Origin of the sequence: Fibrella rubiginis (assembly GCF_017353185.1) — a bacterium.
Lineage (GTDB): Bacteria > Bacteroidota > Bacteroidia > Cytophagales > Spirosomataceae > Fibrella > Fibrella rubiginis.
In genome coordinates, this window is sequence record NZ_JAFMYV010000007.1 from 183,262 (window position 1) to 203,385 (window position 20,124).

18 protein-coding genes are annotated in these 20,124 nt (G+C 55.0%); 3 read left to right on the forward strand and 15 right to left on the reverse strand.

Going from position 1 to position 20,124, the window contains the following annotated elements:
• Nucleotides 1–2 precede the first annotated feature (2 nt).
• Complete coding sequence (gene pckA / locus J2I47_RS15080; RefSeq protein ID WP_207365417.1) at nucleotides 3–1,610, reverse strand: phosphoenolpyruvate carboxykinase (ATP); 1,608 nt, start codon at nucleotides 1,608–1,610, stop codon at nucleotides 3–5.
• Nucleotides 1,611–1,732: 122 nt separating this feature from the next.
• Between pckA and J2I47_RS15085 the strand changes: the two genes are divergently transcribed.
• The gene (locus J2I47_RS15085; protein ID WP_207365418.1) at nucleotides 1,733–3,241 is read left to right on the forward strand and encodes a helix-turn-helix domain-containing protein; all 1,509 of its coding nucleotides are present in this window, start codon (nucleotides 1,733–1,735) and stop codon (nucleotides 3,239–3,241) included.
• A gap of 204 nt (nucleotides 3,242–3,445) precedes the next feature.
• Nucleotides 3,446–4,762 (forward strand): 30S ribosomal protein S12 methylthiotransferase RimO, encoded by a 1,317-nt coding sequence (gene rimO, locus J2I47_RS15090; protein WP_207365419.1) that lies wholly within the window; start codon nucleotides 3,446–3,448, stop codon nucleotides 4,760–4,762.
• Between the two features lie 89 nt (nucleotides 4,763–4,851).
• On the opposite strand, the gene J2I47_RS15095 is transcribed toward rimO, so the two are convergent.
• The 6 genes from J2I47_RS15095 to J2I47_RS15120 are packed head-to-tail and all read right to left on the reverse strand — an operon-like array spanning nucleotide 4,852 to nucleotide 9,525.
• Nucleotides 4,852–5,883 carry a PDDEXK nuclease domain-containing protein gene (locus J2I47_RS15095; protein ID WP_207365420.1) on the reverse strand — a complete coding sequence of 344 codons (1,032 nt, stop codon included), beginning with the start codon at nucleotides 5,881–5,883 and terminating at the stop codon, nucleotides 4,852–4,854.
• Nucleotides 5,884–5,917: 34 nt separating this feature from the next.
• Nucleotides 5,918–6,682 (reverse strand): hypothetical protein, encoded by a 765-nt coding sequence (locus J2I47_RS15100; RefSeq protein WP_207365421.1) that lies wholly within the window; start codon nucleotides 6,680–6,682, stop codon nucleotides 5,918–5,920.
• 35 nt (nucleotides 6,683–6,717) lie between these two features.
• Nucleotides 6,718–7,749 (reverse strand): lysylphosphatidylglycerol synthase transmembrane domain-containing protein, encoded by a 1,032-nt coding sequence (locus J2I47_RS15105; protein ID WP_207365422.1) that lies wholly within the window; start codon nucleotides 7,747–7,749, stop codon nucleotides 6,718–6,720.
• 7 nt (nucleotides 7,750–7,756) lie between these two features.
• Entirely contained in the window at nucleotides 7,757–8,494 is a 738-nt protein-coding gene (locus J2I47_RS15110) for a glycosyltransferase family 2 protein (protein WP_207365423.1), read from the reverse strand.
• Between the two features lie 9 nt (nucleotides 8,495–8,503).
• Nucleotides 8,504–8,836: a DUF2304 domain-containing protein gene (locus J2I47_RS15115; RefSeq protein WP_207365424.1), complete on the reverse strand. Its 333-nt coding sequence runs from the start codon at nucleotides 8,834–8,836 to the stop codon at nucleotides 8,504–8,506.
• Nucleotides 8,833–9,525 carry a glycosyltransferase family 2 protein gene (locus J2I47_RS15120; protein WP_207365425.1) on the reverse strand — a complete coding sequence of 231 codons (693 nt, stop codon included), beginning with the start codon at nucleotides 9,523–9,525 and terminating at the stop codon, nucleotides 8,833–8,835. Before J2I47_RS15120 ends, J2I47_RS15115 begins: the two co-directional genes overlap by 4 nt.
• Nucleotides 9,526–9,746: 221 nt before the next feature.
• Here J2I47_RS15120 and J2I47_RS15125 point away from each other — a divergent pair, with 221 nt between their 5' ends.
• Entirely contained in the window at nucleotides 9,747–11,840 is a 2,094-nt protein-coding gene (locus J2I47_RS15125) for a DUF7657 domain-containing protein (RefSeq protein WP_229374625.1), read from the forward strand.
• On the opposite strand, the gene J2I47_RS15130 is transcribed toward J2I47_RS15125, so the two are convergent.
• The 8 genes from J2I47_RS15130 to rfbF form a co-directional block, all read right to left on the reverse strand.
• Nucleotides 11,837–13,021, reverse strand: a complete 1,185-nt coding sequence (locus J2I47_RS15130; RefSeq protein WP_207365426.1) for a glycosyltransferase family 4 protein — start codon at nucleotides 13,019–13,021, stop codon at nucleotides 11,837–11,839. The two genes, J2I47_RS15125 and J2I47_RS15130, sit on opposite strands and share 4 nt — an antisense overlap.
• Nucleotides 13,021–14,049 carry a glycosyltransferase family 2 protein gene (locus J2I47_RS15135; protein WP_207365427.1) on the reverse strand — a complete coding sequence of 343 codons (1,029 nt, stop codon included), beginning with the start codon at nucleotides 14,047–14,049 and terminating at the stop codon, nucleotides 13,021–13,023. The genes J2I47_RS15130 and J2I47_RS15135 overlap by 1 nt, the downstream gene beginning before the upstream one ends.
• Nucleotides 14,050–14,103: 54 nt before the next feature.
• A complete protein-coding gene (locus J2I47_RS15140; protein WP_207365428.1) occupies nucleotides 14,104–14,847 on the reverse strand; it encodes a cephalosporin hydroxylase family protein in 744 nt (247 codons plus the stop codon).
• Nucleotides 14,844–15,695, reverse strand: a complete 852-nt coding sequence (locus J2I47_RS15145; RefSeq protein WP_207365429.1) for an NAD-dependent epimerase/dehydratase family protein — start codon at nucleotides 15,693–15,695, stop codon at nucleotides 14,844–14,846. The genes J2I47_RS15140 and J2I47_RS15145 overlap by 4 nt, the downstream gene beginning before the upstream one ends.
• An 82-nt stretch (nucleotides 15,696–15,777) precedes the next feature.
• Nucleotides 15,778–17,004, reverse strand: a complete 1,227-nt coding sequence (locus J2I47_RS15150; protein WP_229374627.1) for a class I SAM-dependent methyltransferase — start codon at nucleotides 17,002–17,004, stop codon at nucleotides 15,778–15,780.
• Nucleotides 17,005–17,129: 125 nt separating this feature from the next.
• Entirely contained in the window at nucleotides 17,130–17,657 is a 528-nt protein-coding gene (rfbC, locus tag J2I47_RS15155) for a dTDP-4-dehydrorhamnose 3,5-epimerase (protein ID WP_207365430.1), read from the reverse strand.
• Nucleotides 17,654–18,772: a CDP-glucose 4,6-dehydratase gene (gene rfbG, locus J2I47_RS15160; protein WP_207365431.1), complete on the reverse strand. Its 1,119-nt coding sequence runs from the start codon at nucleotides 18,770–18,772 to the stop codon at nucleotides 17,654–17,656. The genes rfbC and rfbG overlap by 4 nt, the downstream gene beginning before the upstream one ends.
• A 229-nt stretch (nucleotides 18,773–19,001) precedes the next feature.
• Nucleotides 19,002–19,772 carry a glucose-1-phosphate cytidylyltransferase gene (rfbF, locus tag J2I47_RS15165; protein WP_207365432.1) on the reverse strand — a complete coding sequence of 257 codons (771 nt, stop codon included), beginning with the start codon at nucleotides 19,770–19,772 and terminating at the stop codon, nucleotides 19,002–19,004.
• Between the last annotated feature and the right edge of the window lie 352 nt (nucleotides 19,773–20,124).

The window sequence follows — 20,124 nt, forward strand, 5'->3', positions numbered from 1 at the left end:
AATCAGCCTATTTCCTGCCGTTTTGCCTCGAAAAGTGACCAGACGTGGGCAGCTTGCTTATCATAGGCGACTGAGTCGGTCCAGGTGTCGCGCGGGTTGAGCAACGTAGCCGGAACCGCCGAACAACTGGTTGGCATGGCGAGACCGAAAATAGGATGACGCTGGTAGGGCACCACGTCGGGGTCGAGGGCACCCGTGAGCGCTGCCCGAATGAGCGCGCGGGTGTGCGTCAGGCTGATACGCTTACCAATGCCAAAGCCGCCGCCTGTCCAACCCGTGTTGACGAGCCATACTTCGGTGTTGTGTTCCCGGATTTTTTCACCCAGCAGGGCTGCGTATTGGGTAGGGTGGAGGGGCATGAACGCCGCACCGAAACAAGCCGAAAACGTAGCCTGTGGCTCAGTAACGCCCATTTCGGTGCCGGCCACCTTCGCCGTATAACCCAGCAAAAAGTAATCCATGGCTTGTTCGGGTGTGAGGCGCGAAATGGGTGGCAGCACTCCGAAGGCATCGCAGGTTAGGAAGAAGATCGTGTTCGGATGGCCCCCCACCGACGGTTCCTGCGCGTTGTCGATGAAGTGAATCGGGTACGACGTGCGCGTGTTTTCGGTCAGCGTGGTATCCGCGTAGTTCACCTGACTAGTGCCCGGAATGAAGCGCGTATTCTCTACGATAGCCCCGTAGCGGATAGCATCGAAAATCTGTGGTTCATGCTCATGGGTGAGATCAACGACTTTAGCGTAACAACCCCCTTCGAAGTTGAAAATACCCTCGTCGCTCCAGCCGTGCTCATCGTCGCCAATCAGACAGCGTTCGGGATCGGCAGAAAGTGTTGTCTTGCCTGTACCCGACAAACCGAAGAAAACCGCTACGTCGGGTTTGCCGTCGGGGCGGGCGTGACCAATATTGGCTGAACAGTGCATGGGCAGCACGTTTTGCTGCGGCAGCAGGAAATTGAGTGCCGAAAAGATGCCCTTTTTTATTTCGCCCGCGTATCCCGTACCACCGATGAGCAGTATCCGCTTCGACAGATTCAGGATGGCAAAATTTCCGTTTCGAGTGCCGTCTTCACCCGGGTTAGCCACAAAATCGGGCACGGCCAGAATCGTGAAATTGGGTTCAAACGTGCTTAATTCTTTGCCTGGCACCCGCAGGAACATGTTGTAGCAGAACAAGTTTTGCCAGGCCGACGTGGTCAGGATACACAGATTGAGTTGATGGTGTGGGTCAGCGCCGGCGCGGGCATAGCGCACGTAGGCCGTCTGGTATTCCAGAAAGTTCAGCATCCGCCGGTGCAGCCGGTCGAATTGCGCTTCAGCGAACGGGATGTTCACACGCCCCCAATCGACGGTGTCGGCAGTCAGGGCGTCATGAACAATGTACCGGTCCTTTGGCGACCGGCCCGTAAACCGGCCCGTAGCGCACATCAGCGCGCCGGTATCGGTCAGTTGCCCCTCACTCCGCAACACGGCATGTTCGATTAGCGTTGACGGCGAAAGCTGGAAAAATAACTCGGCGGGGTCGCGGAGTTGCAAAAAATCAATCGCCCTATCGGCGGGTGACTGAAGCCCAACGAGTTGGGCGAATGGCTGTCCCTGTTCAATGACCATGCGCGTGTATTGGTTTGTGCCACACTGATAGCACAAACCTACAGCGATTATTTTATAAATAGCGAACGTTCGCTGAAAATATTTAAAACGCTGATTTAATGGGATAAACTATCTTTGGCCGCATGACCACAGATCGGGAAAAAGTACGCCTCATTTTTGGCTTCAAACTAAAGCAACTCCGGCAGGAGCGTGGCCTGTCGACCTACGATCTGGCCGACAAAACAGGCTTGTCGCCGTCGTACCTCAACGAGATCGAAAAAGGCAAGAAGTACCCCAAAACGGAGAAGATCTTTGCCATTGCCAAAGCCCTCGAAACAGACTACGATGCGCTGGTATCACTGAAGGTAAGCAAGCAGCTGGAGGCCGTAGCTGAACTACTTAACTCAAACATTCTCAATGAGTTGCCATTAGAGTTGTTTGGCATTGAACCGGGCTATTTTTTGGAAATGATGGCCGCAGCACCTGCCAAACTGAGTGCCTTTATCAACACCCTGATCGAAATTGGCCGGAACTATGACCTGCGCGTGGAACAGTTTTATTACTCGGTGTTGCGCACGTATCAGGCCATGCACGACGCTTATTTCGACGATATCGAGCAACAGGCCGACCTCTTTCTGGCCAATCACCCCCTGCCCACCGCCCCCGTTGAGAGTCCGGCCTATTTGACGCAGGTGCTGGCAAGCGAGTACGGCTGTGGCCTTGTAACCTATGATGAAACAAGTTTGCCCGCCCTGGCTACACTACGTTCGGTGTTCATTCCCGAAACAAACAAGCTGCTGATTAATAAAGGGTTATCTGTAGGGCAGACAGCGTTTACGCTGGGGCGCGAGGTGGGCTACCGGCAGTTGGGCCTGACGCAGCGGCCACTGGAATCGTCGATGCTGGCAGCGGCATCGTTTGAGGAAGTGCTGAACAATTTCCGGGCATCCTATTTCGCGCGGGCTATCCTCATACCCCGCACACAGGTGCTGCCCATGCTGACCGACATCCTGGCGCAACCCACCTGGCGGCCCGACCGAATGTTGGCGGCGATGGCCTCCTTTGCCGTTACGCCGGAAATGTTTTTGTCACGGGTGATGAACCTGTTTGCCAGCCACTTCGGCCTGAAAGATCTGTTCTTTATCCGGTTTGATCAACCTACTGATCAACAGCGGTTTGTGATATCAAAAGAGCTGCATCTGAGCCGCCTTCATGCTCCTCACGGTGTTGCCCGCGACGAGCATTATTGCCGTAGGCAAGTGGCGCTGACCATGCTCAACGACATGCGTACGCAGCAAGCTGAAGGGCGCTGGAACGGGCAACCTTTTTGTCAGGCGCAGATCACGACCTATGCTCCCAATGGACAAGCGTATCTCGTACTGTCCATTGCCAAATCGTCGCCGCCCTCTACCACCAATAGTAGCATCAACATTGGCTTACCCATCACCGATGATCTTCGCCACGTCATCGCCTTTCTGGACGACCCCGCCATTCCCCGCACCGACGTCGGCGATACCTGCGAACGCTGCCCCATCACCGACTGCACCGTCCGCGCCGCCCCAGCCACGGTGTTGGCTAAAGGTGAGCAGGTTGAGCGTGTAAAATTGGCGATTGATGGGTTAAGAGAGAAAGGACTGGACAATGCACAATGAAGCATGCATAATGGTTGTCGAGGCGAACGTACCACGGACTTTAGTCCGTAAATAGTGTGTAGCACATACGGACTAAAGTCCGTGGTACGTTCGCCTCGACAACCATTATGCATGCTTCATTGTGCATTGTCCAGTCCTTTCTCCCGAACTTTGCTACCCAAAACCCTCGTTACCCTCTAGCGACGCTTACAACCGCGACTTGTTTTGAAAACCAAAGGCTTACTTAAGAATAAAATCAATATTGTCACGCTGGGCTGCTCGAAGAATCTGGTCGATTCGGAGACATTGTATACCCAATTGCGGGGCAACGGCATGGCCGTCACGCACGAGTCGAAGAAGGATGATGCCAACATTGTGGTGATCAATACCTGCGGCTTCATCGACAATGCCAAAGAAGAATCCATCAATACGATCCTGCGCTATGTCGATGCCAAAGAAGCGGGGGTGGTGGATAAAGTATACGTAACAGGTTGTTTGTCACACCGGTACAAGGATGAACTGGAAGTGGAAATGCCCACTGTCGATGCGTGGTTTGGTACCAACGAACTGCCCCGATTACTAAAAACCCTCCGCGCCGATTACAAGCATGAGCTAGTGGGCGAACGGCTGCTGACCACCCCGGCGCACTACGCGTATTTGAAGATCGCCGAAGGTTGCGACCGCCCCTGTTCGTTCTGCGCCATCCCACTCATGCGCGGTCATCACGTCTCGCGCCCCATGGACGAGCTGGTGATGGAAGCCAGATCACTGGCCCGGCGTGGCACCAAAGAACTGATTCTCATTGCCCAGGATCTGACCTATTATGGCCTCGATCTGGATAAAAAACGCAGCCTCGCCACCCTCGTAGACCGCCTTGCCGACGTGGAGGGCATCGACTGGATACGGTTGCAATATGCCTACCCGTCGGGTTTTCCGCTCGATGTGCTCGACGTCATGCGCGACCGGCCCAACGTCTGTAATTACCTCGACATGCCCCTGCAAACGGGGTCTACGGAGTTGCTGAAGCTGATGCGTCGGGGCATTACGCGCCAAAAAACGGAGGAACTGGTCCACACGATTCGCGAGAAAGTGCCGGGTATTCACCTGCGCACCACGCTCATTGTGGGCCACCCCGGCGAAACTGACGCGCTCTTTGAGGAAACCCTTGACTTCGTCGACCGGATGCGCTTCGACCGGCTGGGCACGTTTACCTACTCGCACGAAGATCAGACGCACTCATACTCCATGCCCGACGATATCCCTGCCGAGGTGAAACAGGAACGCGCCGATGCCATTATGGCCGTGCAGGAGGGTATTTCGCACGAAAAGAACCTTGCCAAAATCGGCCAAACCTACAACGTATTGTTTGACCGGAAGGAAGGCGGCTACTTCATCGGCCGCACTGAGTTCGACTCACCGGAAGTAGACAACGAAGTGCTGGTGCCCATCACCAAAAGCACCTACGTCCGCCTCGGCGACTTCGCCCCCGTCCGCATCACCGATGCACAGCCGTTTGATTTATACGGGGAATTAGCCGTCTAACGGAGTGGGGCGCATAGCCCGATTTGCTCCGTTAGACTATTCGCTCACCTAATGCCTCAAACAGCGGGTGTTCATTGGCCGGGGCCTTGCTACTGATCGGCCCTAGCAGCCTGCAGCAACTCGCGCTCAAGATCGGCTACGCTCGGTAATGTACCCCGCAGGTCGGTGGGAATGCTCTCTGTGAGGCGATACTCGGCAACACCGATGGGCTTGTTAATGTCTTTCAACGCATATTCGGCAACGACTTTGTCCTTGTCCTGACAAATTAACAGACCCACGCTGGGTTGGTCAGCGTCTGTTTTTAGCTGGTCATCCACAACCGACAGGTAAAAGTTTAGCTTACCGGCAAACTCAGGCTGGAACTTGCCCCGTTTCAACTCGACTACCACGTAGCAGCGCAGTTTCAAGTGGTAAAACAGCAAATCAAGGTAAAAATCCTGATCGCCTACTTCGAGGTGGTACTGCTTACCAACGAAGGCGAATCCGGCACCCAGTTCAAGCAAAAACTTGGTGATATGGCTGGTTAGCGCGTTTTCGAGATCCTTCTCCTGATAATCGTCCTGCAACGTCAAAAAATCAAACAGGTAGGGATCTTTAGTTAACTGCTGGGCAAGGTCTGACTGTAGAGCCAGCAAGCGATTATCGAAATTAGTGATCGCTTTACCTTGCCGTTCATGCAGCCCCGACTTGATTTGCAGACTGAGTATATCGCGTGACCAACCATTTTCGAGTGCTTTGGCAACGTAGAAGTCGCGCACTTCAGCAGACTTTACTTTGTCGAGCAGGATGACATGGTGTGCCCACGGCAATTGGGCAACGGGTCGTTGCCCAATTAAAAAGTCGGGATAAGTTGCCGCAAACTGCTTCATGTATTTAATGTTGCGGTGCGACAGGCCTTTCATTACAGGAAACTCCCGTTGTAAATCCGCTGCTAATTGAGCTGTCACCTTATCACCCCATTGCGCGGCTTGCTGTCGCTCAAGAATGGCTTTTCCTATGTGCCAGTAGAGGCGCAACAACTCTGTGTTGGCTACTACAATGGCCCGCAGGCGGGTTTGGCGGATGGTAGCTTTGAGGTCAGCCAGTAGTTGGCCGTATTCATCGGGTAGTGTTTGTGTCATGGCCACGCAATATAGGGCGTGCTAATCCTGGCTACTACTCCTCTACGCCACTTGCCCCCAGTGCCTCAAACAGCGTATGCCAGTACCGGGTGATGGTAGGCTTGTTCTCTTTAGCTGAGGCGGTGGCGGAAAAGGGTAATACCAGCCGGACGGCGGGCGAGCCAATGGGGTATTGTTCGCCCAAGAGCTTGGCGTCGGTTTTAGCCCATTCGTCGGCCTGGGCGGTGGTGGCGGGGGGTGTTTTATGAAAATCACGTCTGCCGGGGCCGGTCATGCTTTCGACCATATCGCTCAGATAATACGCCCACACCGTTCGGCCCGATTCGTTTGCCTGGGCCAGTACGTCGAGGCTACCCCACAGGTCGGTGTGCTGGTTGGAGGAGCCGGAATTGGGCTGGTCGAGTTTGGCGAGAACTTGCCGTTGCAGCGTGGCCTGTTCGCGGGTGAGTTGCAGTTCGTAGTCAGTTTGGGCAGCGTCGCGGTCGGTGGGGCTGGCTCCTTCCAGGTCGGGCAGCGGCGTCCGGGCGGTCAGCGATAAGGCGCGGGCTTTGGCGGTGTTATCGTGGACAAAATAGACCGCTACCCGATCTCCTTTCTGATGCACATGTTGAGTAATCGCCTCACGGATAACGCGTTCGTACCTGGCGTGCGCTTCGGTATCAGCCCCGCCGGGCTGGTTGCTCAGGCTTTTGTCGATGAAAAAAACGGTGTAGCTCGGTTCATCGGCGGCTACAGGGCGGTCTTTTTTGGACGAACAGGCGGTAAGCAGGACGAGCAGGAAAAGCAGAGGACGGGACATGCCGCAAAGGTAAGTTTCTCGCTGTAGCGCTGAACCTATAGAGTCTTGGAGACCTTGTATGTTTTTGTTTTTTCGCCCCCCCGCAAAAAGCGGAGTGCCGCCAGGAAACCCAGCGCACTGAAGCCAAAATTCACCAGCGTGATGATCGCGTGCGAAAACGTGGCCCAGACCGTACCGGCTACCAGCGACATGCCATAGGCAACCAATCCCCGGCTGGCCAGGAAATGGTACGAGCCAATATTGGCCTGCGTAGGAATGGTGAGGCTACCGAGCGAGGTAAGCGCAAAAACGGTCAACGCCGCCGAATCGGGCAGGTTTTCGGTGATGGGTAATGCCCGGAACAGCGACGCCAGCACCACCAGCGACAGGCCGTGAATGCAAAACGTGGTGAGCCAGTAGAGGCTGGGCCGTTCCACACTCCGGATGCTCATCAGCCCCCGGCGGAACCCGTCTACCCGTTCACGCAATCGAATTCGCTGAGCCAGGCGTTGTACCGATTGCCATCGAAATACACTCCGTAAGCCGATGATTGTCAAGGTTATACAAACTAAAAGGCCCGCTGCCAAGCCCGCCCAATGACCACCCGACATAGCTGAAAACCAGTCTGGTAGCTGCATGTATTGTTGCACATAGGTTAGCAGTCGCCCCGATTCGAGCAACAGCGTAAGTGACAGAAAAACAGCCGTAGCCAGCAGGTCGACCAGCCGTTCGGTGATGATGGAGCCGACACTTTCGGTAATGGGCACGTTGTCGCTTCGCTGGAGCAACGTACAGCGCAGCAATTCGCCCGAACCGGGAATAATGACACTGGAGGCACTACCCGCCAGCATCGCCGACAGGGCACGCCCCGCCGAGGGTGTGTGGCCTAGCCCCTGCAACAGCATCCGCCAGCGTACGGCCCGCAAAATGGTCTGGATGCCCATGACCAGAGCCGTAACGGCGATCCACCCGCGCGATGCTTTCTGAAACTGGTCGAGCAAACTAGCCAGCGGCATACCGCGCAACGCGTAGGCAAGCAGCGCAAAAGCCAGCAACACGGGGATGACCTGTTTCAGTAATTTCTTCATGGATGTGTTACTTCCTTTGCCTAAAACGGTGGTGCAAAATACGCAACCAGAGTATCAGGGGAGCTTTTTTGCTGTTCAAGTGCCAGGCTAAGGTCATTTCGCGGAGGCCCCGAAGTACACTTTGCCAGCCGTTGTTTGAGGCCCCGCCCGCCCGCATACGGACCAAAACCTCAGGGATGTAACGGGGCGTAAAGCCGGGTATGTGCAAGACGCGGAACATCAGTTCGTAGTCGGCGGCGAGGGTGAGTTCAGTGCGGAAGCCACCTGTTTGCAGAAGCAATTCGCGGCGAACAAAAAAGGCGGGATGGGCGGGCGCATGGCCCTGGTCAAAAAAACGGCTCGAAAACGGCCGCACCTGCCAGTACCGAGTTACCCGGTCCTGTGCATCGACGTAGACCAGGTCACCATAAACTGCCCCCACGGTAGGGTTAGCAAACTGAGCGACTACCTGCGCCAGCACTCGGTCATGGGCATAGATGTCATCGGCGTTGAGGAAAGCAACTACGTCGCCGGTGGCGCGGCCGACGCCTTTATTCATGGCGTCATAAATACCCTGGTCCGGCTCCGATGTCCAGCCCGACAGTTGGTTGTCATACCGCTTGAGCAAGTCGACGGTGCCGTCGGTAGAGCCGCCGTCCAGAACAAGATACTCCAGGTCGACATCTCGTTGCGCCAGTACCGATTGCAGGGTGCGTTCCAGTACAGATGCGGCATTGTAGGCGACGGTGATGACGGTAATTTTCATCAACAGCCGCTACGCCTGGTTCAGGGGCTTGGCCTGATTCAGCGTCATGTTGCGGATGATTTCGGTTTGGGTGCGTTCAATCCGCCTAATTTTTGAATAGAAGACGACCATCCCGATAAAGAATACAACCCCGCCAATGTAAATGACCAGGTCAACACCACGGCCAACACCTACCGCGACGGCAATCTGCGTCGACAGTTCGGGGAAGAGTACCAGTGCTACGCCCGCCAGGGCCACCACAATCAGCGAGAGGCGGTAGAAGGTCTGGTTTTGTAAACGGGTCAGAAATAGCAACACCAGCGCCAGCAAGGGCAGGGCAAGCAGAATTTTTATGGGCGTCATAACAGTAACTTCTTCAGAATGAGGTCGATCAGAATATTAAAGGCGTTCAGCGCACTTTGTCCTTTCTGTTTCGAATAGTCTGTATAGATAATGTGCACCGGCACTTCCCGGTAGCGCAGCCGATGTTGCCGAATCAGCGACAGAATTTCGGTGGCGTGGGCCATGCGGTTTTCCGTAATCTGAATGGCGGCAAGGGCGCGGCGGTTCATGGCCCGGAACCCATTGTGGGCGTCGGTGAGCCACAGGCCGGTAGTTACGCCATTAACGATGGTGGCTACTTTTAACAAGGCCCGGCGAAGCACCGGTACAGCTTCAACGTCGTTGGCCCGTTGAAACCGAGACCCCAGGGCAATGTCAGCCTCACCTACCTTCACGGGGGCGAGCAGGGTCTGAATTTCGCGGTGATCATGTTGCCCGTCGGCGTCGAAATGAACGACGTATTCGGCCCCCTGTAGTAGGGCATAGCGCATACCCGTTTGCAGGGCCGCTCCCTGACCCAGATTGATAGGGTGGCGGAGATAATGCAGGCTCAAATCCTGGATAGTGTCGAGCGTATTGTCGGCAGAACAGTCATCGATCACGACTACCGAATACCCCTCGTAGACCAGCGGCAGCAGCGTTTGGCGCAGTGCGGCGGCTTCGTTGTAGGTGGGCACGACCACAAAAGTAGAGGCATTTGACGTGGGCATACGGTAGGGGCGGCGGGGCGCGTTAGGGTCTTACGCCAAGCCTTACCAAAGATAATGCCAAAACAGACGTTTTGCCCCTTCCAGGACCACAAGACCGTAATTCTGGCATGGTATTCGTACTCAGCCAACGAAACTATTTTATCATTTTAACCTAGCCTACGTGCGTAAGACTGTAGTTTTATGGTGTAAACTCACCTGAGCGAACGTCTGATTGATTACCCATGTCAAAGAAAAAGCGGCCTGCTAACCCGGCAACCCCGGCGGCCCCCCCTAGCCCCAGAACCGTAAACGTATTGGCCGCAAACCCTGTTCAGGCCAGCAAACCACAGCCCGTTGCCCCCATTCTTCCCAAACCCGCCGACCCCAACGAACTGATTCGTTTCGACCGGCGCACCAACTGGACACTGGGCATCATCACGGGCCTGTTTCTGCTCATGGTGCTCGGTAAGATGCACTACGTGTCGCTCCCCATCTGGAACACGCTTATCCCCGACGGCTCACCGACTACGCGCGGGCTGGTATCGGGCACACCGAAACAGATCCGGATGGACGATTATGCGGTGGGGGCGCCCTGGATTATCTCGAATGTAAACAACGGCATGACCGACACCAACGAGGGGCTTGGCGGCTTAAAAACGCCGCTGCTGGTAGCACCCGTCAAGCATATCGTCACCATTTTCAAACCGGGCAACTGGGGCTACATGCTGCTTGATGCCGAACGAGGTTATGCCTGGGGCTACGACTTCAGTCCGTATGTGTTACTAATGGGGTCATTCCTGTTTTTCATGCTCATCACCCGAAGTCAGTACCTGCTTTCGCTGACGGGAGCGTTGGCCTTACTACTGTCGTCGGGTACGGTGTGGTGGTCATTCATCCCGTCTGGCATGGTCGGCTATTGTGGTTTAACGGCGGTAACGGCGGTGTATCTGATGCGCGAAAAAACGCCCTGGAAAATGGCTCTGCTGGCGTTCGGACTGGTGTATTTGGCCATCGTTTATTTGCTGCTGTTGTATCCGCCCTATCAGGTGCCCATGTCATACCTGTACATGCTGGTGCTGGGTGGGTTCATGTATAATGAGCGGAAACGACTGTTTCCTTTGCCGTTCTGGGCCATCAAGCTGGGCCTGCTCGTCGTGGCCCTAGCCATTTGTGGGGCATTGCTCTACCCGTTCTATAAAGACGTACAGGAAACGCTGGTTGCCGCCAGCAAAACAGTTTACCCCGGTCAGCGCAGCGAATCGGGCGGGTCAGGTTTTATAGCAAACTGGTATTCAGAATATTATAGCTGGATTACCAACTACCAGTCGTACCCCAAGAGCTGGCTGAACATCTGCGAAATGTCGCATTACCTGACCTTTGCCCCCGTGATTCTGCCCCTGACCGTCGTGCTGTTTGTTCAGCGGAAACGCATCGACTGGATGCTGGCAGGTGCGGCTCTGTTTACGGTGGCAATGGCCATTTATGTAGAATATGGCTGGCCGAAATGGCTGGCCGAAAAAACGCTGGTGAGCATGTCGCCCAGCCGCCGGGCGCAGATTCCGCTGGGAGTGGGCAGCATCCTGCTTACGGTGGTGTACCTCAATGCCATTCGCGACTACGTAAGGCAGGTGCCGGTTTGGGTTAACGCGGCGGCTATTGCAGCCATCCTGGGCTTCATGATTTACACGGCCTGGGTGAACGTCAACGATTCGGAGGGTATTATCACCTCGTCGCAGACGTTTTTGCCGGTACTGTTTTTCGCGGCCATGAATGCGCTGTTGCTGTTCACCATCCAGTCGAAATATAGGATTACCCTGTTTTGTATCGGACTGATTCTCTTTCTGTTACCCAACCTCGGCGCCAACCCACTCTCGAAAGGGCTGACGCCCATCACCGACCATTTGCTTTATCGGGCGGTGAAGCCTCTGGTAGATCAAAACCCTGATGCCCGCTGGATTGTTAATGGCAGTCAGTATGTGACTTACCTGGTCACCGCTACGGGTGCCAAGCAGATTACGGGTGTGAAATACCTGCCCGAGCGTAAGCAGGTTTTTAAGGTGCTGGACCCAACCATGAAGCGCGATTCGGCCTATAACCGTTACGCTCACGTCACGTTCCAGACGTATATCAATCCGCAGCAACCCGACACCACTATTCTGGCGCAACAGTTCGAGGACGGCTACATCATTGCCGGTGATCCCTGTTCGCCGAAGTTCAAGAAGCTGAACGTGAAGTATATGCTTTACGACCATGCCCCGCAGATTCCTTATGAAGTACGCTGCATGAAAAAAGCCGTTGAACTGGGGTCGATGACGATCTACGAACGGGTTGATTAACTCACCTCTTCTACCACGCCGCTAAACACCTTGTGGGTCAAAGCCCAGTTGAATTGGGCGGCGTGGTTGATGGCTCCGGCAGAAAGGCGTTGCCAGAGGGCTTCGTCGGTGAACAGACGCTGCAATTGATCAGCAAGGGATTGGTCTGATTCGTAATTGAAATATAAGCCCGACACCCCGTTAGTGACTGTTTCGGCGGTGCCACCCGTGCCGGTTACTACGGCGGGTGTGCCGCAGGCCATCGCCTCAATAGGCGACAAACCAAACGGCTCGTTATGCGCAGCGTGAACAAAGACCTGACTGCTACAGAGCAGGTTAGCTAGTTGCGTGGTATCGTAAAACGCGTCGATAAGATCTACTGCGTCAGTAAGTTGCAGCGACGTGGCCAGTTGTTGTAGTCGGTCTTTTTCTACCCCCCTGCCCTTAATCAGCAGCCTGACATCGCCACAGCCGGGTTGCTGCCGAAGCAACGCCAACGCCCGGATAACGGTATCGACCCGTTTAAATTTGTTGAGCGTACACACCATCACGATCTGTCGCTGACGAACCACATGGGGGCGGGGGTAAAACGTGTCGTGATCAATGCCGCAGTACACCAGCCGGAGCCGGGCCGGGTCGAGGCGCGGAAACGTTTGTGCAATGGTCCGTTCTGAATACTGCGAATTAGCCACCACCCGGTCAGTAACGGGCATCAGAGCAAACTCGATTTGGCGGAAGATGGGATTGAGCAGTTTCAGACCCCAACGCATGTAGTCGGGCTTGATCGAGTTGATCCAGGCATGTTCAAAAATGAAAGCCGTTGGTTCATGGCAAACGTACACCAACTGCACCGCCGGATTCAGTTTTTTGTAAAACCACCCCCACCAGTTGGCCGGAAACGGCTCCGACACCACCACCGGCGACCCAATCTGCCGCGCCGCCCGATGCACCCGCCAGTACATGAGCGGATACTGCAACCAAAACCAGATGGATGAGGATAGCGGTCCGCCTACATCCACAAACCGCACCCCTGCCGCGGCCGCTTCGCGCACAATAGCGGGGTCTGACTGGACAGACACCACATGCACCGGCCAACCCGCCAACACCAGCCGTTTGCTCACCTCCAGCAACACGGTGGTAGCCCCACCCGCCAGCATACAGTGCGGGTGCATAAAGGTGATAGACGGTTTAACGGTGGGCATCAAAACGGGCGTTTGGCAAACTTCTGAACGTGCAAAAATAGACCGTACATACCATTTAGCGTGGGTCTCGATAAAGCTTGCAAGGGTCTGCTCAACAGCAGTTGAACCAGTTTGGTAAAAGTGCCGGGTGGTGCTATCTGCTCAGCAACGCTAGCTAATGCGGCCTTCGCTTCAACCGCTGTACACCCCCCTGTGAAAAAGTCAATCAGGGCTGACAACTCCCACCGACGGGCCTGATAGCTACGCCAGGTAGCCAGGTCATCGGCAGATAAAAAGCCACGAAGCGTGGGCGAATGTTGGACAATTTGAATGCACTGTCCTGCATCTACGATATTCTTTATCAGTCGATTACCACCTAACTTACCATCCTTGGCGGTCCAGACCCGAAACTTGCCAATGTGTTCATCAACATACAAAATGCTTCCCGACTCATGCGCTTTCAAGAGCATGGCCACATCGAAGCCATAGGTGATGTGGCCATTCAGCACCTCGCGACAGTGCAAATACACATCGCGGCGGATCATGCCACCGGGAATCCAGGCGAAAAAGGGGCGTTGCTTTATCAGTTCGTTCAACGACTGGGCGGCAGTGCGCAGGCCGGTGGGTTTACGGTTGTAATAGAATTTGATCTGATTCAGATCCCGAAAGTTAACGCAGGCCAGTTCGCCATAAGCCACAGCGGCACTACCGTCGGCGGGGAGGTGCTTCACCAGCGTCTCCACGCAGGTTGGGTAGAGGTAATCGTCGGAGCAGAGATATAGAATCCAGTCGCCTTTTGCCTGATCCGCCGCAAATTGAAAATGCTCAACCATCGGCAAAAACTGGTCAGGACGCACTACCCGCAGGCGGGCATCAGTTTGAGAGGCCAGCCAGGCCGGAACGTCATTCGTGGAATGATTATCCGAAACAAGGATGTCGATAGTCCCGTATGTCTGTGCCAGTGCACTGCTTAGTGCCTCCTGAAAATAAGCCAACTGCTGGTTATACAGCGGAATAACGATACTGACGAGGGGACTTGTCGTTACCATAAAAAAGGGGCTTTAAGCAACTGCTCAAAGCCCTTAAAAGTAAGTAGTAAACGGCTACTTCACCCGCTTCAAATACCCTTCCGGCGCTACTGAAATGAGCAGCTTGTTGTCGATCTGATGGTCTATCTCGAAGTTGTCATTATGCTTCAGGTACTCCCAAACGGCCGTTTTAGGGTTATTGCCCACATCCCAGGGGCGGTCGTAAGCACCTTTCGGCATGTCTTCCACGATGGTATCAAACACAACGCAATACGAGCCGACAGTCACGAACGGGGCGTACAATTCCAGCTCGCGCAGGACGTGGTCGTGGGTGTGGTTCGAGTCGAGGCAGACCATGATGGTTTGTTTGCCTTCGGCCCGGCGGGCTACTTCGGCTACCAGTTCTTCGTCAATGGCCGATCCCTGGATCATCTGAATTCGCTTGAACATGGGGTGCGCCTCAATCTCGCGGCGGTTATGCTCACGGATGTCGATATCAATGCCCAATACCTCGCCCTTGCCAATCAGTTCCATCAGCGAGGCGTAGTAGATCAGCGAACCGCCGTGGGCAATGCCGGTTTCAATAATCAGGTCGGGTTTAATATCCCAGATCAGTTCCTGCATGGCCATCATGTCCTGCGGGTACTGGATGATGGGGCGGCCCATCCACGAAAAATTATAGGAATACTGGTCGCGGTTCGAGACTACGTTGAAGGCGTCGGCGGCGGCTTTCAGATCGGCGCGGTGGGCGTAGGAGGCTACACGCTCGGCACGTTCCTGCTTAAATGCTTCGACGGGGTTGTTGGCTGTTGTGGTCATTGTTGGGTTATTTTTTTCAGTTTCGTGTTGTCGCCCCAGAACGCCATCGGTTCATAGTCGGGGTAGGGGTAATGGCCCAGATTCAGGCTTATCTGAGCATTCAGTTTTTTTATGTGGTCTTCTACCAGCCGCCGCACCGAGATGGGTTGGCCACTGCAACAGTTGATTGCCCCTGTCACCTGCGTCTGTTCAACGATCTGGCAGAGGTACATCGCTACAGTCTCAACCGGCAGGTAATCACGCAGTTGCTCCCCACCCGACATGTTAAACACTGGCTCACCCGCCGCCACGGCCTGCTCCAGCAGGGGCAGCAGTGAGTTAGGACTTTGACCGGGGCCGTACATGTAAAACAGGCGTGCCCATTTCAAAACGAACGTTCGTTCATGTTGAAACATTTCCAGAAACCGCCGCAGCGAGTCCTTTGCCAGGGCGTAGGCATTGGCGGGAAATGTTGGTGCCTCTTCCTGTAAACAGCCACTTTGCATACCGTACTCAAAACACGTGCCAGTTACATTAATGTTTGTCAAGCCGTTGGTAATCAGATTTTTAAGAAAATGGTAATGTGGAAATAAGTTCTGGTCGAGGTGGAATGATGCCTTGTAATTGGGTAGCCCCTGCCAGGCCAGGTGTAGCAGTGCGTCGGGCTGTCCGAAGAACGTGAACAGGTCGCGCTCGTCGGGTTGCGGTGTCAGCATGTAGGGTACAACCGTCACCCGATTACGCCAGTCGATTTGATTAAAGCTGCCCGCTTGCGTAGCCGAAACCGTGACGCGGTGCCCGCGCGCCAGTAGCGCCCGCACTACGTGCTGACCCACAAACCCCGAAGCCCCGGTAACGAGAATATGCATCTACTGATTTACGATTTACGAAGTACGATTTACGGTGTGCAGCCAAGTTGGAAGAATTGACTGCACATCTACATACAGCAGATTAAATCACCTTTACCTCCGGGATGGGCACCAAAAACTGCCCGCCCCATTCCTGAATATACGACAACTGCTTCGTGATCTCGTCGCGGAGGTTCCAGGGCAGGATCAGGACGAAATCAGGTTGGCGGGCCTTCAATATGGCTTCAGTGACGACTGGAATATGACTGGCGGGCATGAATTTGTCCTGCTTGGCCGGATTAGCATCCACCACAAAGTCGATGAGGTCGCTTTTGACGCCGCAATAGTTCAGAAGGGTATTGCCCTTCGCCGCCGCGCCATAGGCCGCAACGGTCTTACCAGCGCGCTTTTGCTTCGTCAAAAAATCGAGCATATCCAGTTTCACGGTGAGGGCGCGTTGCTGAAAACCTTCGTAATAAGCCATCGTGGTAAGGCCCGTTTCGGCTTCTTTCCGGAGCATCGCGGCCACGGCAGGTAGCACAGGCTTTGTTTCGTCGGCGGTGTGCCGGGCGAAAATGCGCAGTGAGCCGCCGTGGGTTGGCAGTTCGTCTACGTCGAATAGCGTAAGGCCCTGTGCCGCAAAGATTTGCCGGACGGTGGTGAAGGATAAGTACGAAAAATGTTCGTGATAGATCGTATCGAACTGGTTGTGTTCTACCAGCTGCAACAGGTGCGGAAACTCCATCGTGACCACGCCCGTCGGCTTGAGCGCAATGGCCATCCCCGCCACAAAATCGACGATGTCGGGTACGTGGGCCAGTACGTTATTGCCTAACAGCAAGTCGGCTTGTTTATCCTCAGCCGCTAGCTCTTTAGCCAGTTCGGTGCCGAAAAAACGGGTGATCGAGGGCACCCCTTTGGCGATGGCCGCCGCCGCCGTATTGGCCGTAGGTTCGATGCCCAGCACCGGCACGCCTTTTTCCACGAAATACTGCAACAGATACCCGTCATTGGAAGCCACCTCGATCACCTGCGACTGTGCATTCAGCCCAAAACGCGTGGTCATAGCCTCGACATATTGCTTTGAGTGCGCCAGCCAACTGGTTGAGAATGACGAGAAATAAACATAGTCGCTGTCGAAAATGGCGTCCGATTTCTTGTACTCATCTACCTGCACCAGAAAGCAGGTGGGGCAGGTGTAGACTTTCAGCGGGTAAAACGTTTCCGGCTCATTCAATTGCCCGGCGGTCAGAAACGAGTTCGACGCGGGTGAGTTGAAGAGGTCAATAAAGACGTGGCTCAGGGGCGTATGGCAGAATCGACAGTTCATAGTTTTGAATGTACAATGAACAATGAACAATGTACAATGCACTCCGACGAGTCGGCTTCGCGCTCTACTTCAACTAACTGTGTACGAAGCTGATCCATCGAGGTGCATTGTACATTATTCATTGTTCATTGTACATTAATAAACCCCAGATCCCGTTCGGAGATGTCCGTAACGGGGAGGGGCCAGGTGATGTTGATTGTTGGGTCGTTGTAACGGATGCCGTCTTCGTGTTCGGGGGCGTAGGCGGCACTGTGGCAATAGACTAATTCGCAGTTGGGTTCGAGGGTTTGAAAGCCGTGGGCGCAGCCTTCGGGAATGTACAGCATCTGCCCGTTTTGGGCCGACAGTTCGGTGCCAAACCACTGCCAGCGCGTAGCCGAATTGGGGCGGAGGTCAACCAGCACGTCGAATACGCGACCAGCCACGCAACGCACCAATTTTACTTCGGCGGCGGGTGTGTGCTGAAAATGCATCCCCCTGATGCTACCCGGTTGGGTGGTCATGGAATGATTCATCTGCACCCAGTTTCCGCATAAGCCGCTGGCAATGAATGTGTTTTGATCGAACGTGCGCATGAACCACCCCCGGCTGTCGCGGCGTGGCGCGGGCGTAATGACGAACGCGCCCGCAATGGGTGTTTCGGTGAAGATCATACGGTCCAGGGCAGGTTAGCGGCTTCGGCCTCGGCCACGTAGGCCCGCAGGTCGGCGTCGGTGTGGACGGCTCCGTTTTGGTAGTAGTCGCGGTACCAGGCAATGCTGCGCAAAATGGCCGTTTGGGTGTTCCAGACGGGTTTCCAGCCCAGCTTTTCGTGGGCTTTGGTGCAATTCAGACTCAACAAATGCGCCTCGTGCGGATTGGCATCTGACGGGTATTCATGGCATTGAATAGCGCTCCAGGTGGCCTTGGCTTCACGCACCACGTCACGCACGGGCAGCACGTCGGCCACGTCGGGGCCAAAATTCCAGCCCTCGGCAGCGGTTAAATCGCCAGCCATAAGCTGTTGACCAACAAGCAAATAGCCCGACAACGGCTCCAGCACGTGCTGCCACGGACGCACCGCCAGCGGGTTTCGAATCTCGACCGGTTGGCCGTTGCCAGGAGCAGCACTGCCCAACGCTCCCTCCTGCGTGCTGCGAATGAGGTCGGGAATGAGCCGGTCAGTAGCCCAGTCGCCGCCACCGATGACGTTGCCCGCCCGGACACTGGCTACCAGCACGTGATGCGTTTGGCCATACTGCGCCAAATTGAAAAACGAGTTGCGGTAACTGGCCGTGATCAGTTCTGCCGCCCCCTTCGAGACACTATACGGATCGAAACCACCCATCGGATCGGTCTCGCGCAAGGGGCGACCGTCTTCCGGATTTTCGTAGCATTTATCGCTCGTCACAATCACCACCGCCCGCACCGACGACGTTTGCCGAACGGCTTCCAGCAGCCGCGCCGTGCCCAGAACGTTCGTTTCCAGCGTTTCCAGGGGGGTTCTGTACGATTCGCGCACCAGCGGTTGCGCCGCCATGTGAAACACAATGTCGGGCTGAGCGGCCTGCATAGCCTGCGTCAGTGTGCCCAGATCGTTTAGGTTCGCCAGTGTTTCAGCTTGTCCAAGTCCAAGCAACGCATGGTGGCTGGGCACGGTGGGTGCGGGCAGCGAATAACCCACCACCGTAGCCCCCAACTGCCGCAGCCAATAGGCCAGCCACGAGCCTTTGAAGCCCGTGTGCCCGGTCAGAAAAACGGTCTTGTTGCGGTAGGTGTCTTGAAACATGGGCAGTGGCGGTTCAAGGTTATTCGCTTTAATGTAAACCTTAAATGAATTAGATGATGGGATGGGATAGTGGGGGGCTTTCTTTGTCATCCCGACGACAGGAGGGATCTAGCGTCCTAGCACTCGATTCTGCATTAGGACGCTAGATCCCTCCTGTCGTCGGGATGACAAAGAAAGCCCCCCACTATCCCATCCCATCATCTAATTCGCTTAAACGTTAAACTCATTTTTACCATACTTTCCACTCGGCGTGCCCTGTGGTCCAGGCGGTTTCGAGTTCGGTTTTGTCGCGGAGGGTGTCCATCGGTTTCCAGAAACCATCGTGGCGGAAGGCCATTAGCTCGTTTTGGGCGGCAAGGGTTTCCATTGGATAACGTTCCCAGGTGGTATCGTCGCCTTCGATGAGGTCAATGACCGACGGATCGCAGACGAAAAAGCCGCCGTTGATCCAGGCGCCATCACCTTTGGGTTTTTCCAGGAATGACCGTACCCCGTCGGTAGCATTCACATCCAATGCCCCAAAACGGGCCGAGGGTTGCACGGCCGTAAGGGTGCATTTTTTGCCGTTGGCGCGGTGGAAGGCTACTAGCTTCGTAATGTCAATGTCGCCTACACCATCGCCGTAGGTCATCATAAACGGCTCATTGCCAAGGTGATGACGCACCCGGCGTAGTCGTCCGCCGGTCATGCTGTCGCGGCCGGTATCAACCAGCGTCACCTTCCACGGTTCGGCCTGCGAGTTGTGCACGTCGATCTGGTTGGTACTCAGATCAATGGTTACATCGGACTGGTGAAGGAAGTAGTTCGCGAAAAATTCTTTGATGATGTACCCCTTGTAGCCCAGGCAGACGATGAACTCGTTGTAGCCGTGGGCAGAGTAAATTTTCATGATGTGCCAGAGGATCGGCATGCCGCCAATCTCGACCATCGGTTTGGGCCGGAGCACCGTTTCTTCGCTGAGGCGGGTGCCGAGGCCACCGGCCAGAATCACAACTTTCATGGGTGCGCGGGCTACGCAGTGGGTTAGTTCGGGCAAGATAACGCCATCTGCCCGATGGTTGAGTAGGGGTTGTCAATTTCCGTGCCAGGGACTTAACAGTATACAGTGAAGGACAGTATGCAGTGGCTTCGCGCTGTAGTATAGCTTCGCGCTGCGTGCCCTTCGACAAGCTCAGGGTGACAGGCAAGTTGAATCAGGTTTACTGAACTGCATTAGATGGGCTGTCACCCTGAGCCTGTCGAAGGGCACGCAGCGCGAAGCTGTACTACAGCACCATCAGCTTACTGCCACTGCCCACTCCCTTCCGTCGCACGTTTTGGCGTACCTTTGGGTTTTCAAAAAAACACTGCGT

Excerpts from the sequence above, each read along its gene's own strand:
- pckA (WP_207365417.1), bottom strand. The coding sequence starts at position 1,610 with ATGGTCATTGAACAGGGACAGCCATTCGCCCAACTCGTTGGGCTTCAG.
- J2I47_RS15085 (WP_207365418.1), top strand. The coding sequence starts at position 1,733 with ATGACCACAGATCGGGAAAAAGTACGCCTCATTTTTGGCTTCAAACTA.
- J2I47_RS15095 (WP_207365420.1), bottom strand. The coding sequence starts at position 5,883 with ATGACACAAACACTACCCGATGAATACGGCCAACTACTGGCTGACCTC.
- J2I47_RS15100 (WP_207365421.1), bottom strand. The coding sequence starts at position 6,682 with ATGTCCCGTCCTCTGCTTTTCCTGCTCGTCCTGCTTACCGCCTGTTCG.
- J2I47_RS15105 (WP_207365422.1), bottom strand. The coding sequence starts at position 7,749 with ATGAAGAAATTACTGAAACAGGTCATCCCCGTGTTGCTGGCTTTTGCG.
- J2I47_RS15110 (WP_207365423.1), bottom strand. The coding sequence starts at position 8,494 with ATGAAAATTACCGTCATCACCGTCGCCTACAATGCCGCATCTGTACTG.
- J2I47_RS15115 (WP_207365424.1), bottom strand. The coding sequence starts at position 8,836 with ATGACGCCCATAAAAATTCTGCTTGCCCTGCCCTTGCTGGCGCTGGTG.
- J2I47_RS15120 (WP_207365425.1), bottom strand. The coding sequence starts at position 9,525 with ATGCCCACGTCAAATGCCTCTACTTTTGTGGTCGTGCCCACCTACAAC.
- J2I47_RS15125 (WP_229374625.1), top strand. The coding sequence starts at position 9,747 with ATGTCAAAGAAAAAGCGGCCTGCTAACCCGGCAACCCCGGCGGCCCCC.
- J2I47_RS15130 (WP_207365426.1), bottom strand. The coding sequence starts at position 13,021 with ATGCCCACCGTTAAACCGTCTATCACCTTTATGCACCCGCACTGTATG.
- J2I47_RS15135 (WP_207365427.1), bottom strand. The coding sequence starts at position 14,049 with ATGGTAACGACAAGTCCCCTCGTCAGTATCGTTATTCCGCTGTATAAC.
- J2I47_RS15140 (WP_207365428.1), bottom strand. The coding sequence starts at position 14,847 with ATGACCACAACAGCCAACAACCCCGTCGAAGCATTTAAGCAGGAACGT.
- J2I47_RS15145 (WP_207365429.1), bottom strand. The coding sequence starts at position 15,695 with ATGCATATTCTCGTTACCGGGGCTTCGGGGTTTGTGGGTCAGCACGTA.
- J2I47_RS15150 (WP_229374627.1), bottom strand. The coding sequence starts at position 17,004 with ATGAACTGTCGATTCTGCCATACGCCCCTGAGCCACGTCTTTATTGAC.
- rfbC (WP_207365430.1), bottom strand. The coding sequence starts at position 17,657 with ATGATCTTCACCGAAACACCCATTGCGGGCGCGTTCGTCATTACGCCC.
- rfbG (WP_207365431.1), bottom strand. The coding sequence starts at position 18,772 with ATGTTTCAAGACACCTACCGCAACAAGACCGTTTTTCTGACCGGGCAC.
- rfbF (WP_207365432.1), bottom strand. The coding sequence starts at position 19,772 with ATGAAAGTTGTGATTCTGGCCGGTGGCCTCGGCACCCGCCTCAGCGAA.